This is a genomic window from Starkeya sp. ORNL1 (assembly GCF_012971745.1).
Taxonomy (GTDB): Bacteria; Pseudomonadota; Alphaproteobacteria; order Rhizobiales; family Xanthobacteraceae; genus Ancylobacter.
In genome coordinates this window covers 5,199,695-5,214,630 of the sequence record NZ_CP048834.1, presented here as the reverse complement: position 1 = coordinate 5,214,630, position 14,936 = coordinate 5,199,695, and the positions used below count along the sequence as shown (strand labels likewise).

The 14,936-nt window shown below is 68.1% G+C and carries 14 protein-coding genes; 11 read left to right on the top strand and 3 right to left on the bottom strand.

What is annotated here, in order from left to right:
* Positions 1-315: 315 nt before the first annotated feature.
* Complete coding sequence (locus G3545_RS24575) at positions 316-1,101, bottom strand: DUF533 domain-containing protein (RefSeq protein ID WP_170016597.1); 786 nt, start codon at positions 1,099-1,101, stop codon at positions 316-318.
* Positions 1,102-1,182: 81 nt separating this feature from the next.
* Positions 1,183-1,869: a YoaK family protein gene (locus tag G3545_RS24570; RefSeq protein WP_170016595.1), complete on the bottom strand. Its 687-nt coding sequence runs from the start codon at positions 1,867-1,869 to the stop codon at positions 1,183-1,185.
* 206 nt (positions 1,870-2,075) lie between these two features.
* On the opposite strand from G3545_RS24570, the gene G3545_RS24565 reads away from it, so the two are divergent.
* The 6 genes from G3545_RS24565 to G3545_RS24540 all read left to right on the top strand — a co-directional run bounded on the left by G3545_RS24565 (position 2,076) and on the right by G3545_RS24540 (position 10,127).
* A complete protein-coding gene (locus tag G3545_RS24565) occupies positions 2,076-3,329 on the top strand; it encodes a sarcosine oxidase subunit beta family protein (RefSeq protein WP_170016593.1) in 1,254 nt (417 codons plus the stop codon).
* A 9-nt stretch (positions 3,330-3,338) separates the two neighbouring features.
* Positions 3,339-3,629 (top strand): sarcosine oxidase subunit delta, encoded by a 291-nt coding sequence (locus G3545_RS24560; protein WP_170016591.1) that lies wholly within the window; start codon positions 3,339-3,341, stop codon positions 3,627-3,629.
* A 208-nt stretch (positions 3,630-3,837) separates the two neighbouring features.
* Complete coding sequence (locus G3545_RS24555; protein WP_170016588.1) at positions 3,838-6,828, top strand: sarcosine oxidase subunit alpha; 2,991 nt, start codon at positions 3,838-3,840, stop codon at positions 6,826-6,828.
* Positions 6,821-7,402 carry a sarcosine oxidase subunit gamma family protein gene (soxG, locus tag G3545_RS24550; RefSeq protein ID WP_170016586.1) on the top strand — a complete coding sequence of 194 codons (582 nt, stop codon included), beginning with the start codon at positions 6,821-6,823 and terminating at the stop codon, positions 7,400-7,402. Before G3545_RS24555 ends, soxG begins: the two co-directional genes overlap by 8 nt.
* 171 nt (positions 7,403-7,573) lie before the next feature.
* Positions 7,574-8,938, top strand: a complete 1,365-nt coding sequence (locus G3545_RS24545; RefSeq protein WP_170016584.1) for an L-serine ammonia-lyase — start codon at positions 7,574-7,576, stop codon at positions 8,936-8,938.
* Between the two features lie 244 nt (positions 8,939-9,182).
* Positions 9,183-10,127 carry a DMT family transporter gene (locus G3545_RS24540; RefSeq protein WP_170016582.1) on the top strand — a complete coding sequence of 315 codons (945 nt, stop codon included), beginning with the start codon at positions 9,183-9,185 and terminating at the stop codon, positions 10,125-10,127.
* Here G3545_RS24540 and G3545_RS24535 read toward each other — a convergent pair.
* Positions 10,090-10,992: a LysR family transcriptional regulator gene (locus G3545_RS24535; RefSeq protein WP_170016580.1), complete on the bottom strand. Its 903-nt coding sequence runs from the start codon at positions 10,990-10,992 to the stop codon at positions 10,090-10,092. The two genes, G3545_RS24540 and G3545_RS24535, sit on opposite strands and share 38 nt — an antisense overlap.
* A gap of 117 nt (positions 10,993-11,109) precedes the next feature.
* On the opposite strand from G3545_RS24535, the gene G3545_RS24530 reads away from it, so the two are divergent.
* The 5 genes from G3545_RS24530 (at position 11,110) to ruvB (ending at position 14,923) form a co-directional block, all read left to right on the top strand.
* A complete protein-coding gene (locus G3545_RS24530; RefSeq protein ID WP_170016578.1) occupies positions 11,110-12,105 on the top strand; it encodes an aldo/keto reductase in 996 nt (331 codons plus the stop codon).
* A 193-nt stretch (positions 12,106-12,298) separates the two neighbouring features.
* On the top strand, positions 12,299-12,814 hold the full coding sequence (ruvC, locus tag G3545_RS24525; RefSeq protein WP_170016576.1) for a crossover junction endodeoxyribonuclease RuvC: 516 nt from the start codon (positions 12,299-12,301) through the stop codon (positions 12,812-12,814).
* 9 nt (positions 12,815-12,823) lie between these two features.
* The gene (locus G3545_RS24520; RefSeq protein ID WP_170016574.1) at positions 12,824-13,258 is read left to right on the top strand and encodes a DUF1772 domain-containing protein; all 435 of its coding nucleotides are present in this window, start codon (positions 12,824-12,826) and stop codon (positions 13,256-13,258) included.
* Positions 13,255-13,872 (top strand): Holliday junction branch migration protein RuvA, encoded by a 618-nt coding sequence (gene ruvA / locus G3545_RS24515; RefSeq protein ID WP_170016572.1) that lies wholly within the window; start codon positions 13,255-13,257, stop codon positions 13,870-13,872. Before G3545_RS24520 ends, ruvA begins: the two co-directional genes overlap by 4 nt.
* Before the next feature lie 13 nt (positions 13,873-13,885).
* Complete coding sequence (gene ruvB / locus G3545_RS24510; RefSeq protein WP_170016570.1) at positions 13,886-14,923, top strand: Holliday junction branch migration DNA helicase RuvB; 1,038 nt, start codon at positions 13,886-13,888, stop codon at positions 14,921-14,923.
* The last annotated feature ends 13 nt before the right edge of the window (positions 14,924-14,936 follow it).

Here is a 14,936-nt window from a genome sequence, read left to right as displayed (position 1 = left end):
CGGCACAGGCAGCCCCGATACATTCGATGGAGCGAAAATCGCAGCGATTATTTAATGAGCGCTTAACCTTAACGCTTAACCACGTTTATTAGGCAGGTTTTTCGCGCCACTGAGCAAATGCAGCCACTTACCGTTGGAGAGCGGAGGCGAGAGCCCGCTCACGAGCGTCGAAATCTTAACAGAGACTTAAGCAACCAAGCCCGTCATCCTCGGGCTTGTCCCGAGGATCTCGATTCCCGATGTGCCCTCCGCAATCGAGATGGCCGGCACAAGGCCGGCCATGACGTCATTCTTGATGGATTGGTCTTCGCAGTCTCACCCCTGCTTCGCCGCGCGTGCCGCCGCTTCCAGATGCGGCGTCAGCGCCGGATCGAGCTTCAGGGCCAGCGCGAGCCGGGCGAGGAAGGCGCGTTCGGCGCTGACATCGGGGTCGATCGCCAGCAGCGCGGCGATATAGACCTCGGCGGCTTCCTCCGGCGAGGCGACCTCGCGGGCGATGGTCTCCACGCTCGCCGGGCTGGCCAGTTCCTGCGCCAGGAAGCGCTCGGCCTCATCCAGCGAGGCGCCCGGCCGCTCGTTCAGCTTGAGGGAGATCGCGGCACGCTCGGCATCGTCGATGTGTCCGTCGGCGAGCGAAGCGGCGATCATGGTCCGCAGCAACGTCACCGGCAGCTGCGATTGTGCCGCTTGCGCCGGATTGAAAGGCGAGTCCGGCGGCGGCAGCTGGGCCGGCTGCACAGGCGCGGTCGCCTGCGCCGGGGCGTTGCCCTGGCTGTAATTCTGGTACGCCTTGTAGGCGAGCGTGCCGACCAGCGCGAGGCCGCCGAGCGCGACCACATTGCCGCCCACCTTGCGCACCGACTTGTTGCCCATCAGCAGCGAGACCAGGGCACCGGCCGCCGCGCCGCTCGCCATCGAGCCGCCCTGCCCGCCGAGGAAATCCTTCGCCTTCGCCATCAGGTCGCCGCCGCCGGCCAGCGGTGCGCCGGCACTTTGCCAGGGCTGCGGCTGGTCGGTCGTGGCCGGCGGCGTGCCGCCTGCCTGCGGGGTGAGGAACTGGTCGAGAAGCCGCTTGGCGTCGAAATTCCTGGTGTCGAACATTGTCCATCCTGCTCGTTGCATCGCCCCGGCAGTTAGGTAAGGCACCATTCTTCCGCAAGGGAAGACAGCATGACGATTTCGTCAGGCGGCGGGCTTCTCCGCGGACGCAGCCTCGCGCATCATCAGGGCCACCAGCGCCACCACCGGCGGCAGCGCGAAGCACCACATGCCGCCGAACACGAACAGCAGCGCCGCGAGCCCGCAACCCAGCGCGAAGCCGCCGACGCTCATCGCCATGCGCGACAGCCGGCCATGCACCTTGTCAGCCTCCGCCGCCGGCACGCCGCGCATGAGATCGGCAAGGTCGATCATGATCTGCGTCGTGGTGCCGGTCATCAGCGTGGTCGGCGGCGCGCTGGCGAGGTGGAGGCGGTGCACCGCATTCTGGATCGCCATGGCCGAGACCAGGATCATCCCGGTGAGGATGGCGGAGGCGCCATCGCCGTCCGGGAACGGCCCGAGCGCCAGCGCCGCCACTGCGGCGAGCGCGAGCAGCGCCACCTTCAACCCGAGCAGCAGCCGAAGAGCAGGCCATTGCCTCGCTACGAAATAGTCGCCGAGCAGGCGCACCAGCACCACCACGATGCAGAACACCGGCAGCGCCAGCAGCTTGGCGAAGGCGCCGGTCGTGCCGTGCACCAGGGCCGCGCCGAAGGTGACGAAATTGCCGGTGACATGGGCGGTGAACAGGCCCTGCAGGGAAAGAAAACCGGCGGTGTCGACATAGCCACCGTTCAGGCTGAGCACGGCAGGCAGAGTGAGCTTCATGATGGGCCTCCGATGAGCGATGCATCTTCGGCGAGGCGACCGGCGCGGGCAATTCTACCGATGGAGCCGCGTGGGCGTGTCGCAGGACACGTCGCCCCGCGATGTCGCATCCGTACAACCCGGCCGCCGAATGAGTGCTCGCTTGTCACGCGGCGCCGGTAGAACATGCGGAAAATGAAACGGCTTTGCGTCGAGGAGGCCGACCCTTGCAGAGATTTTCAGGCTTCGAGTTGTTCCGCCGCGCGCTTGGCGGGCACCAGGGCTGGCAGCCGCAATGGCGCAATCCCGAGCCGAAGGCGGAATACGACGTCATCATCGTCGGCGCCGGCGGCCATGGCCTCGCCACCGCCTATTATCTCGCCAAGGAGCACGGCATCACCAATGTCGCGGTGATCGAGCGCGGCTGGCTGGGCGGCGGCAATACCGGGCGCAACACCACCATCGTGCGCTCCAATTACCTGTTCGACGAGAGCGCCGCGCTCTATGACCACGCCGTCAAGCTGTGGGAGGGCCTCTCCAGCGACCTCAATTACAACGTCATGTATTCGGCGCGCGGCGTGCTGATGCTCGCCCACAACATCCATGACATTCAGAGCTTCAAGCGCCATGTCCACGCCAACCGGCTGAACGGCGTCGACAATGAGTGGCTCAGCCCCGAGCAGTGCAAGGAATTCTGCCCGCCGCTGAACATCGCCCCCGGCATGCGCTACCCGATCCTCGGCGGTGCCCTGCAGCGGCGCGGCGGCACGGCGCGGCACGACGCGGTGGCCTGGGGCTATGCCCGCGGCGCGGATTCCCGCGGCGTCGACATCATCCAGAATTGCGAGGTCACCGGTATCCGCCGCGGTACTGACGGCGAGGTGCAGGGCGTCGAGACCTCGCGCGGCTTCATCCGAGCCGCGAAGGTTGGCGTCGTCGCCGCCGGCCACACCAGCGTGGTGATGAGCATGGCCGGCGTGCGCATGCCGCTGGAGAGCTATCCATTGCAGGCGCTGGTCTCCGAGCCGGTGAAGCCGGCCTTTCCCTGCGTGGTGATGTCCAACACCATCCACGCCTACATCTCGCAGTCGGACAAGGGCGAGATGGTGATCGGCGCCGGCACCGACGCCTATACCAGCTACTCGCAGCGCGGCGCGCTGCACGTCACCACCCACACGCTCGACGCCATCTGCGAACTGGTGCCGCAGTTCCGGCGGCTGCGCATGCTGCGCAATTGGGGCGGCATCGTCGATGTGACGCCGGACCGTTCGCCGATCATCGCCAAGACCCCGGTGAAGGGGCTCTATGTGAACTGCGGCTGGGGCACCGGCGGCTTCAAGGCGACGCCGGGCTCCGGCCACGTCTTCGCCCACACCATCGCCCGGGACGAGCCGCACGCCATCAACGCGCCCTTCTCCATGGAGCGCTTTCGCGACGGCTTCCTGATCGACGAGGCGGCCGCGGCCGCCGTCGCGCACTGAGAGGCGACCATGCTGATCATCAATTGCCCGTGGTGCGGCAAGCGTCCCGAGATCGAGTTCCGCTATGGCGGCGAGGCGCACATCGCCCGCCCCGCGGATCCGTCGACCATGTCGGACGCCGAATGGGCCGACTTCCTCTACAATCGCACCAATCCCAAGGGGAAGCACGCCGAGCGCTGGCGCCACATCCATGGCTGCGGCCGCTTCTTCAATGCGGTGCGCGACACCGTGAGCGACTTCTTCGTCGCCACCTACAAGCCGGGCGAAGCGCGCCCGGATGCGAAGGAGAGCGGACAATGATCCACCTTCTTCTCCCTCTCCCCGCACTGAACTCGGCTATTGCCGAGTTCAGCACTCCAGATGGTCGAAGTCGGATACATCCGACTTTGACGGAGAGGGTTGGGGTGAGGGGCCTTCGTCGGTACCCCAACGCCCTCCCCCTCACCCGCCGCTGCGCGGCGACCTCTCCCCGTCGGGGAGAGGTTAAGAAAGCGCGAGGCCCGAAGTCATGAGCGGCAAGTTCCGAGCCCCGGTCGGCGGGCGCATCGACCGGCTGAACCCGGTCACCTTCGCCTTTGACGGCGTCTCCTATCGCGGCTTCAAGGGCGACACGCTGGCCTCCGCGCTGATCGCGCATGGCGTTCATCTCGTCGGCCGCTCGTTCAAGTATCACCGCCCGCGCGGCATCATCTCCGCCGGCTCGGACGAGCCGAACGCCCTGGTCGGCGTCGGCCGCGAGGAATCCCGCTACACGCCCAATCTGCGCGCCACGCAGGTCGAGATCCATGACGGCATGATGGCGGAGAGCCAGAACCGTTGGCCCTCGCTGAAGTTCGACGCCGGTGCGATGAACGACCTCGCCGCGCCGTTCCTGCCGGCCGGCTTCTACTACAAGACCTTCATGTGGCCGGCGGGCGCCTGGAAGCGCTTCTACGAGCCGAAGATCCGCGCCATGGCCGGCCTCGGCCGTGCCCCCATCGTCGCCGACGCCGACCGCTACACCCAGCACTACGTGCATTGCGACGTGCTCGTCGTCGGCGCCGGACCGGCTGGTCTCGCCGCGGCGCTCGCCGCCGCCGAGAGCGGCGCGCGGGTAATGCTGTGCGACGAGCAGCAGGAACTCGGCGGCTCGCTGCTCGCCGAGACCAGCGCCACCATCGAGGGCAAGCCGGCGAGCGACTGGCTGGCGCGCACCGTGGCGAGCCTCGCGGCGCGAGACAATGTCACGCTGCTCACCCGCACCACCGCGTTCGGCTATTTCCCGCACAACATGATCGCGCTGGCCGAGCGCGTCACCGACCATATCCCCTCGCCCAATCCCAAGCTGCCGCGCGAGCGGCTGTGGCAGGTGCGTGCCCGCGAGGTGGTGCTGGCGACCGGCGCGCTGGAGCGTCCGCTGGTGTTCCCGGACAATGACCGCCCCGGCATCATGCTGGCGGATTCGGCGCGGACCTATCTCAATCGCTGGGGCGTGAAGCCGGGCTCGCGCGCCGTGGTGTTCACCGCCTGCGATTCCGGCTACCGCGCCGCGCTCGACCTCGCCGCCGGCGGCGTCTCCATTGCCGCCATCGCCGATCTTCGCGCGGCGCCGGAGGGCGAACTGCCGGCCCGCGCGCTCCGCGCCGGCATCGACATCCGCCCAGCGACCGTGGTGGTCGGCACCAAGGGCCGGCTGCGCGTCGGCTCGGCCCAGCTCGCCAAGGTCTCGCCGGAGGGGCTTGGCCCGGCCGACAGCATCGACTGCGACCTCGTGCTGATGTCCGGCGGCTTCACCCCGAGCGTGCATCTGTTCTCGCAGTCGCGCGGCAAGCTCGCCTGGAACAAGACCCTGCAAGCCTACGTGCCGGGCTCCTCGGTGGAGCGCGAGCGATCCGCCGGCGCCAGCCGCGGCATTTATGGCCTCGAGGCGGCATTGCAGGACGGCTATGCCCAGGGCGAAGCGGCGGCTGGTGTCGCCGCGCCGGCGCGCGGCTTCGCCACGAAGGCAATCGACGCCGGCACCGACGGCTTCATCGGCGCCACCCCGCACAACCGCAACCCGGCCTTCACCAAGGCCTTCGTCGACTGGCAGAACGATGTCACCTCGAAGGACCTGAAGCTGGCGACGCGCGAGGGCTTCCGCTCCATCGAGCACATCAAGCGCTACACCACGACGGGCATGGCCACCGACCAGGGCAAGACGTCGAACATGAATGCGCTCGGCATCGTCTCCGAAGCGCTCAAGACGCCAGTACCGCAGATCGGGCTGACCACCTTCCGCACGCCCTATACGCCGACCACCTTCGGTATCTTCGCCGGTTCCTCGCGCGGCGAGTTGTTCGACCCCGTCCGCACTACGCCGATCCATGACTGGGCGGCGGAGAACGGCGCGGCGTTCGAGGATGTGTCACTGTGGAAGCGCGCCTGGTACTTCCCCAAGCCCGGCGAGGATCTGCACGCCGCGGTCGCCCGCGAGTGCAAGGCGGTGCGCGACAGCGTCGGCATCTTCGACGCCTCGACGCTCGGCAAGATCGAGATCGTCGGCCCCGACGCCGCCGAGTTCATGAACCGCATGTACACCAATGCCTGGGCCAAGCTCGAACCCGGCCGGCTGCGCTATGGCGTGATGCTGCGCGAGGACGGTTTCGTGATGGATGACGGCGTGGTCGGCCGCATGGCGCCGGACCGCTTCCATGTCACCACCACCACCGGCGGCGCACCGCGCGTGCTGGCGATGATGGAAGACTATCTCCAGACCGAATGGCCCGACCTCGATGTGTGGCTCACTTCCACCACCGAGCAATGGGCGGTGATCGCGGTGCAGGGGCCACGCGCCCGCGAGGTGCTGGCGCCGCTGGTCGAAGGCATCGACCTGTCGAAGGAATCCATGCCGCATATGAGCGTGAAGGTGGGCCGCATCTGCGGCGTGCCGACCCGGCTGTTTCGTGTCTCCTTCACCGGCGAGCTCGGCTTCGAGGTGAACGTGCCGGCGGAGAATGGCCGCTTCGTCTGGGAAGCGATCTTCGCGGAAGGGCAAAAGCACGGCATCACGCCTTATGGCACCGAGACCATGCACGTGCTGCGCGCCGAGAAGGGCTATATCATCGTCGGCCAGGAAACGGACGGCACCGCGACGCCGGACGACGTCAATCTCGGTTGGGCTGTCGGCAAGGCGAAGAAGGACTTCGTCGGCAAGCGTTCGCTCGCCCGTGCCGCCATGTCTGCGCCGGACCGCAAGCAGCTGATCGGCCTGCTCACCACCGATCCCGCCATCGTGCTGGAGGAAGGCGCGCAGGTCGTCGCCGATCCGAAGGCGCCGGTGCCGGTACCGATGCTCGGCCACGTGACCTCGTCCTATCACAGCGCGGTGCTCGGCCGTTCCATCGCGCTCGCCGTGGTCAAGGGCGGGCGCGCCCGCATCGGCGAAAAGCTGAGCGTGCCGATGCCGGACAAGGTGATCGAGGTCGAGGTGACCGAGCCGGTCTTCTACGACCCCAAGGGAGAACGCCTCGATGCTTGACGTCTCCACCCGCCGCGCGCCGCTGACCGCGAGCCCGCTCGACACCCTCGCCCCCGCCGCCAAGACGGTGCCGGTGGCGAACCTGCGCGCGCTGCCGTCCGCGGCGCGGCTCGCCTTCCGCGGCCGCGAGGCCGCCATCGGCCGCGCCGGCGCGGTGTTCGGCGTCGAGCTGCCGCGCGAGGCCTGCCGTTTCAACAATTCGCAGGGCAAGTTCGCGCTCTGGCTGGGTCCGGACGAGTGGCTGCTGCTGGCGCCCGCCACGTCCGCGACCCCGATCTTCGAGGCGATGGACGCCGCGCTCGGCGACCTGCCGCACGCACTGGTCGACGTCTCGGCACGCAGCGTCGGCATCGAGATCTCGGGCAGCGAGGCGGCGCGGGTGCTGAACCATGGCTGCCCGCTCGATCTTCATGTGTCCGCCTTCCCTATCGGCATGTGCACCCGCACGCTGCTCGGCAAGGCCGAGATCGTGCTCATGCGCACCGGGGCGGACGTGTTCCAGATCGATGTCTGGAGGTCGTTCGCCAGCTATGTATGGAAGTTCCTCGAAGAGGCGCGGCGGGAGTTCGAGTGAGCTTCGTTGAACATGCACGGCTTCAGCATCCTTCGAGGCCCGGCTGTGCCGGGCACCTCAGGATGAGGTCGCGCGAAAAGAACGACCTCATCCTGAGGTGCGAGCGCAGCGAGCCTCGAAGGATGGTCAAACAGGACGACGCCCTCTCCTCATAACGCCCGGCGGAAACCCATGATCGGCGTGTTCGAGCTGTTCAAGATCGGCATCGGCCCCTCCTCTTCGCACACGGTGGGGCCGATGAAGGCGGCATTCGCGTTCGCCGACGCGCTCGCCTCCACGGGTACGCTCGATTCCGTCGCCCGTGTCGAGGTCGCGCTCTATGGCTCGCTGGCCTGGACCGGCAAGGGCCACGGCACCGACAAGGCGGCGATGCTCGGCCTTGCCGGCGAGGTGCCGGACACCATCGATCCCGACAATGCCGATGCCATCGTCGCCGAGGCGCGCAACCTGCAGCGGCTCGATCTCGCCGGCCGCCATCCGATCCGCTTCGACGCGATGACCGACATCGTCTTCGACGGCGTCTCCGATACGCCGAAGCACCCCAACACCCTCGCCTTCCGGGCCTATGACGCGAGCGGTGCGCTGATCGCGGAAGAACGCTGGTGCTCGATCGGCGGCGGTTTCATCGTACCCGAGGCCGAGGTCGGCCAGCCGACCCCACCCGCCGCGGCCAGCGTCCCCTACCCGTTCCGCAATGCCCGCGAACTGCTGGCCATGGCCGAGCGCGCCGGCCTTTCCATTGCCGATCTGGTCCTCGCAAATGAGCGCGCCCAGCGCCCGGCGGACGAAGTGGTGGCCCATCTCGACCGTGTTGTCGGCGCCATGATGTCCTGCCTCGATCGCGGCATCTCCACCGAGGGTGAACTTCCCGGTGGGCTGATGGTGAAGCGCCGCGCCAAGGCGATCCGCGACCGGCTGCTTGCCCGCAACGATCCCTCGCCGCACGAGATCATGGACTGGGTGAGCCTCTACGCCATCGCCGTGAACGAAGAGAACGCCGCCGGCGGGCGCGTCGTCACCGCGCCGACCAATGGCGCCGCCGGCGTGGTACCGGCGACGCTGCGCTATTATCGCGACCACACCCCCGGCGCCTCGCGCGAGGGCATGCACGTGTTCCTGCTCACAGCGAGTGCCATCGGCGCGCTGTTCAAGATGAACGCCTCGATCTCCGGCGCCGAGGTCGGTTGCCAGGGCGAGGTCGGCGTCGCCTGCTCCATGGCCGCCGCCGGGCTCGCCGCTTCTCTCGGCGCCACCAACGCGCAGATCGAGAACGCCGCCGAGATCGGCATGGAGCACCATCTCGGCATGACCTGCGACCCGATCGCCGGCCTGGTCCAGGTGCCGTGCATCGAGCGCAACGCCTTCGGCGCCATCAGCGCGGTGAACGCCGCCTCGCTTGCCCTGCATGGCGACGGCACCCATATCGTCTCGCTCGACAAGGTGATCGTCACCATGCGCGAGACCGGCCGCGACATGGCCTCGAAATACAAGGAAACCTCGCTCGGCGGGCTGGCAGTGAATCTACCGGAGTGTTGAGGCCCGCGTGGCTTCAGCACCCTTCGAGGCCCGGCGCTGCCGGGCACCTCAGGATGAGGTCGCTCTAAAAGGAAAACCTCATCCCGAGGTGCTCGCGCAGCGAGCCTCGAAGGATGCTCGAACAGAGCACCGATCCATCGCCTTTCATTGCCGAGTCCATTCGTAAAACTCATTTGTCCCGCGGCACCCGCTCCCCATATTGCAGCGCGACATGCCGCGAGCGCGCGGCGCGGGAGCCCACCCCATGGATGCTACCCCTTCACTGCCACCGGCCACGCTGGAGGCAGCGGCACGGCGCGACCGCCTTATCGGCATCGGCGCCGCGCTGTTCGCCGTCAGCATCTGGGGCGCCTGGATCGTCGCCACCCGGCATGCCGTCTCGGGGCATCTGCCGCCGGCGGCGGCCGGCTGGCTGCGCTTCGTCGTCACCGCGGTGGTGCTCGCCCCCGCCTGGTGGCGCATCGGCCTGATCCCGAAGACCGGCCGCCTCCCGTTCCTGTTCTGTTTCATGGGTTCGGGCGTCTGCTTCTTCCTGGTGGTCGGCAATGCGATGCGTTTCGTGCCCGCCGCCGATGTCGGGCCGCTGCTGCCCGGCACCATGCCGCTGGTGGTCGCAGTGGTCCTCGTCGCCTTCTTCGGCGAGAGGCTCAGCCGGCTGCGCATGATCGGCTTCGCCTGCATCGCGCTGGGCGTGCTGGCGCTCGGCGGGCGCGGCATCCTCGAATCCCACGATGGTTCCTGGCGCGGCCATCTGCTGCTCCTCACCGGCGCCGTGATGTGGTCGGGCTACACCATCGCCTTCCCGCGCGCCGGCATGAGTTCGGCCGAGATCGTCGGGCTGATCGGGATATGGTCGCTCATCATCCTGACGCCGTTCGGCCTGCCGCCGCTGATCGCGGCGTTTAACGCCGGCGAGGGTCTGGAAATCCTGGTGCAGCTCGGCATCCAGGGCGTCGGCGCGCTGGTGGCGCTGCTCGCCTTCGGTGTCGCCATCGAGAAACTCGGCTCCTCGCGCGCCGCAGCCTTCACCGGACTGGTACCGCCACTCGCGGCGCTGATCGCGGTGCCGGTGCTCGGCGAGCATCCGGACGCCGCGGCGATCACCGGCATCGTGGCGACCGGCCTCGGCGTCGCGCTGGCCAGCGGCGCGATCAGCGTGCGTCGCCCCTCTCGCGCACATAGTCGATAAAGGCGCGCAGCGGCGCCGGCAGCAGCCGGCGGCTCGGATAATAGAGGAACGGCCCTTCGAATTCCTGCCACCAGTCGGGCAGCACCGGCACCAGTGCGCCGCTCGCGAAGGAAGGCGCCAGCAACCATTCAAAGCTGCTGACGATGCCGAGGCCGGCGATGGCCGTGGCAAGCTGCAGTTCGATGTTCGAGGCGATCAGCGGGCCGCCCGGATTGACCCGCACGATCTCGCCATTGCGCTCGAACTCCCATGCCGGCAGCACGCCGCTCGGGAAGCGGTGGCGGATGCAGGCGTGATCCAATAGCTCGCGCGGATGCCGGGGTTCGCCGTGCACCGCCAGATAGGCGGGCGAGGCTCCCGCGGCGAAGCTCTGCCGGCGCGGGCCGATCGGCACCGCGATCATGTCCTGTTCCAGCCGCTCGCCGTAACGCACCCCGGCATCGAAACCGGCCGCCAGCACATCGACGAAGGTGTCCTCCGCCGCCACCTCCAGCGTGATGCCGGGGTGCGCCTTGAGGAACCCCTCCACCAGCCCCGGCAACACCATGCGCGCGACGATGATCGGCACATTGAGCCGGAGCGTGCCGGTCGGGCTGTCGCGAAAGCTGTTCACCGTGTCGAGCGCTTCAGAAACCTCACTGAGCGCGGGCAGCAGCCGGTCGAGCAGACGGGCGCCGGCCTCGGTCAGCGTCACGCTGCGCGTGGTGCGGTTGAGCAGGCGCACCCCGAGCCGCTCCTCCAGCCGGCGCACCGCCTCGCTCAAGGTCGAGGGCGACACGCCGCGCAGGCTCGCCGCGCCGCGGAAGCTCCGATGACGGGCGACATCCGCGAAGGCGCCGAGATCGGCGAGGTCAGGTTCCAGCATTGTTCGATATTCCGTACAGCCCGTGCTGTTCACGACGGATTATCGCACGAAGCCGGACGTAGCATAGTCATGGCCTTGATTTCGCCGGGCTCTGGCACGGCCAAAGGAGACACGACCATGGAACAGCGCAAACTCGGGGCAACCGGCCCCACCACCTCCGCCCTCGGCCTCGGTGCCATGGGCATGTCCGACTTCTACGGCCCGTCCGACCGGGCCGAGAGCATCGCCACCGTTCATGCCGCACTCGATGCCGGCATCACTTTGATCGACACCGGCGATTTCTACGGCATGGGCCACAATGAGATGCTGATCGCCGAAGCGGTGCGCGGACGCCCGCGCGACAGCTACCAGCTCAGCGTCAAGTTCGGCGCGCAGCGCGATCCCGCCGGCAACTGGCTCGGCCTTAATCTCCGCCCGGAGGCGATCAAGACCGCCCTTTCCTATTCGCTGAAGCGCCTCGACACCGACCATGTCGATATCTACCGCCCGGCCCGCATGCCGGCCGGGGTACCGGTGGAAGAGGTGGTCGGCACCATCGCCGACCTGGTGAAGGCCGGCTACGTCCGCCATATCGGCCTGTCCGAGGTCGGCGCGCAGACCATCCGCCGCGCCGCCGCTGTGCATCCGATCGCCGACCTGCAGATCGAATATTCGCTGATCTCGCGCGGCATCGAGGAGGCCATCCTGCCGACCTTGCGCGAACTCGGCATCGGCCTCACCGCCTATGGCGTGCTGGCGCGCGGCCTGATCTCCGGCCACTGGCAGGCGAAGCCGCTGGCGGCTGGCGATTTCCGCGCCCACAATCCGCGTTTCCAGGAGGGCAATGTCGACGCCAATCTCGCGCTGGTCGAGGCTCTGCGGAAAGTCGCCGAAGCGCGCGGCGCCAGCGTCGCCCAGGTCGCCATCGCCTGGGTGGCGGCGCAGGGCGACGACATCGTGCCGCTCGTCGGCGCCCGCCGCCGCGACCGGCTCACCGAGTCGCTCGGCGCGCTGGACGTGAAGCTGTCGGCAGACGATCTCGCCGCCATCGAGCGCGCCGTGCCCAAGGACGCCGCCGCCGGCACCCGCTACCCCGCCATGGCGATGGCGGATCTCGACAGCGAGCGGAAGTAGCAAGGCGTGTGAGCATCGAGGGACGTTGCTCTGCGTGAGCATCCTTCGAGGCTCGCTGCGCTCGCACCTCAGGATGAGGTTCATATTAAAAGCGACCTCATCCTGAGGTGTCCGGCTTCAGCCGGGCCTCGAAGGATGTTCACGCAGAGCAACGCCCTAGCCGTTCGTCCTTTGTTCGGCTACGCCCTTTCCCATGGTGCAACGTCCGATTCGCATCCTCGGCCTCGATCCCGGCCTCCGCCGTACCGGCTGGGGGGTAATCGACGTGCTTGGCTCCAAGCTCTCCTTCGTCGCCTGCGGCACCGTGCTGCCGCCCGAGGACGCACCCCTGGCTGTGCGTCTCGCGCATCTGCACGATGGGATCGCCGCCGTCATCCGCGCTCAGTTGCCGGAAGAGGCCGCGGTCGAGGAGACCTTCGTCAATGTGAATCCGGCCTCGACCCTGAAGCTCGGCCAGGCGCGAGGCGTCGTACTGGTCACCCCGGCACTCGCGGGCTTGCCGGTCGCCGAATATGCCGCGTTGCTGGTCAAGAAGACCGTGGTCGGCGCCGGCCGCGCCGAGAAGGCGCAGATCCGCATGATGGTGAAGGTGCTGCTGCCCCGCGCCGATTTCGAGACCGACGACGCCGCCGACGCGCTTGCCGTCGCTGTCACCCACGCGCAGCATAGGGGCGCGGCAGCGCTCAGGGCTGCCGTCATGGCGCGGTAGAGGCGGGCAATGCTGGAGCTTCTGGGGCTGATGCTGGCCGCACTGTTCACCGGGGCCGCGCTCTATGTGAACGTCGCCGAGCAGCCGGCACGCCTCACGCTGGACGACGCCAATCTACTGCGCGAATGGAAGCCCTCCTACAAGCACGGCTTCGCGCTGCAGGCGCCATTGGCTCTGATCGTCTTCCTCGTCGGCGCCGCCGCCTTCTGGCAGAGCGGCGACTGGCGCGCGCTGATGGGCGCCCTGCTGATGCTGGCCAACTGGCCCTATACGCTCCTGGTGATCTTCCCCACCAATAATCGCCTGCTGATGACGCAGGAAGCGAAGGCCGACGCCGGCACCCGTCGGCTGGTCGAGCGCTGGGGCTGGTTGCACATGGTGCGCACTGTCTTCGGCGCGGCCTCGATGCTGTGCTTCCTCTGGGCGGCGGCGACGGACGCATGATCGGCAAACTGAAGGGCATCGTCGATACCTATGCCGACGACCACGTCATTCTCGACGTGCAGGGTGTCGGCTATCTGGTGCATTGCTCCGGCCGCACCTTGCAGGCGCTGCCCCCGGTGGGCGAAGCCGCGGTGCTGTTCATCGAGACCTTCGTGCGCGAGGACATGATCCGGCTCTACGGCTTCGCCTCGGAAGCCGAGAAGGCGTGGTTCCTGCTGCTGCAGAATGTCCAGGGCGTCGGCGCCAAGGTGGCTTTGAACGTGCTCTCCACCCTCTCGCCGTCCGAACTCGCCAATGCCGTGGCGCTCGGCGACCGGGCGATGGTGGCGCGTGCCAACGGCGTCGGCCCCAAGGTCGCCGCCCGCATCGTCGCCGAATTGAAGGACAAGGCGCCGGGCTATGCCAGCATCGATCCGGTGGTGGCGCAGCTCGCCGGGCAACTGGAAGCCAGGCGCGCGCCGGCGCCGGTGTCGGACGCCGTCTCGGCGCTGGTCAATCTCGGCTATGCCCAGCTCCAGGCCAGCGCCGCCATAGCCGCAGCCGTGCGCGAAGCCGGCGAGGACGCGGACACCGCCAAGCTGATCCGGCTCGGGTTGAAGGAGCTGGCGCGGTGAAGGCATACGGACAATGAGCGCCACCCGCGTCATTACCCCGGAGCGGCGCGAGGAGGATGCGGCGGAGGCTTCGCTGCGCCCGCAATTCCTCGCCGAATTCATTGGCCAGGAGCAGGCACGGGCCAATCTCAGCGTCTTCATCAAGGCGGCCAAGGCACGTAATGAAGCGCTCGACCATGTGCTGTTCGTCGGCCCGCCGGGGCTGGGCAAGACCACGCTGGCGCAGATCGTGGCGCGCGAGCTGGGCGTCGGCTTCCGCTCGACCTCCGGCCCGGTGATCGCCAAGGCCGGCGACCTCGCGGCGCTGCTGACCAATCTCGAGGAACGCGACGTCCTGTTCATCGACGAGATCCACCGGCTCAGTCCGGCGGTGGAGGAAATCCTCTATCCGGCGATGGAGGATTATGAGCTGGACCTCATCATCGGCGAGGGCCCGGCCGCGCGCTCGGTGAAGATCTCGCTGTCGAAATTCACTCTGGTCGGGGCGACGACCCGCTCCGGCCTGCTCACCACGCCGCTGCGCGACCGCTTCGGCATACCGGTGCGGCTCAATTTCTACACGGTGGAAGAGCTGGAGCTGGTCGTCACCCGCGGCGCGCGGGTGCTGGGCATCCCGATTTCCAAGGACGGCGCCCGCGAGATCGCCCGCCGCGCCCGCGGCACGCCGCGCATTGCCGGCCGCCTGTTGCGCCGGGTCCGCGATTTCGCCCATGTGGCCGGTGCCGACACCATCGACCGCAAGGCCGCCGACCACGCGCTCAGCCATCTCGAAGTCGACCAGTCCGGCCTCGACCAGATGGACCGGCGCTATCTCACGGTGATCGCCATGAATTATGGCGGCGGGCCGGTCGGCGTCGAGACCATCGCCGCGGCGCTCTCCGAGCCGCGCGACGCCATCGAGGAGATCATCGAGCCGTTCCTCGTGCAGCAGGGCTTCCTCCAGCGCACCCCACGCGGGCGCGTGCTCACCGCCCACGCCTTCAAGCATCTCGGCCTCGCCGCGCCCCCCAGCTCCAACCAGATGCCGCTGTTCGATGAAGGTGGCGACTAGAGGTGGGGCGGCG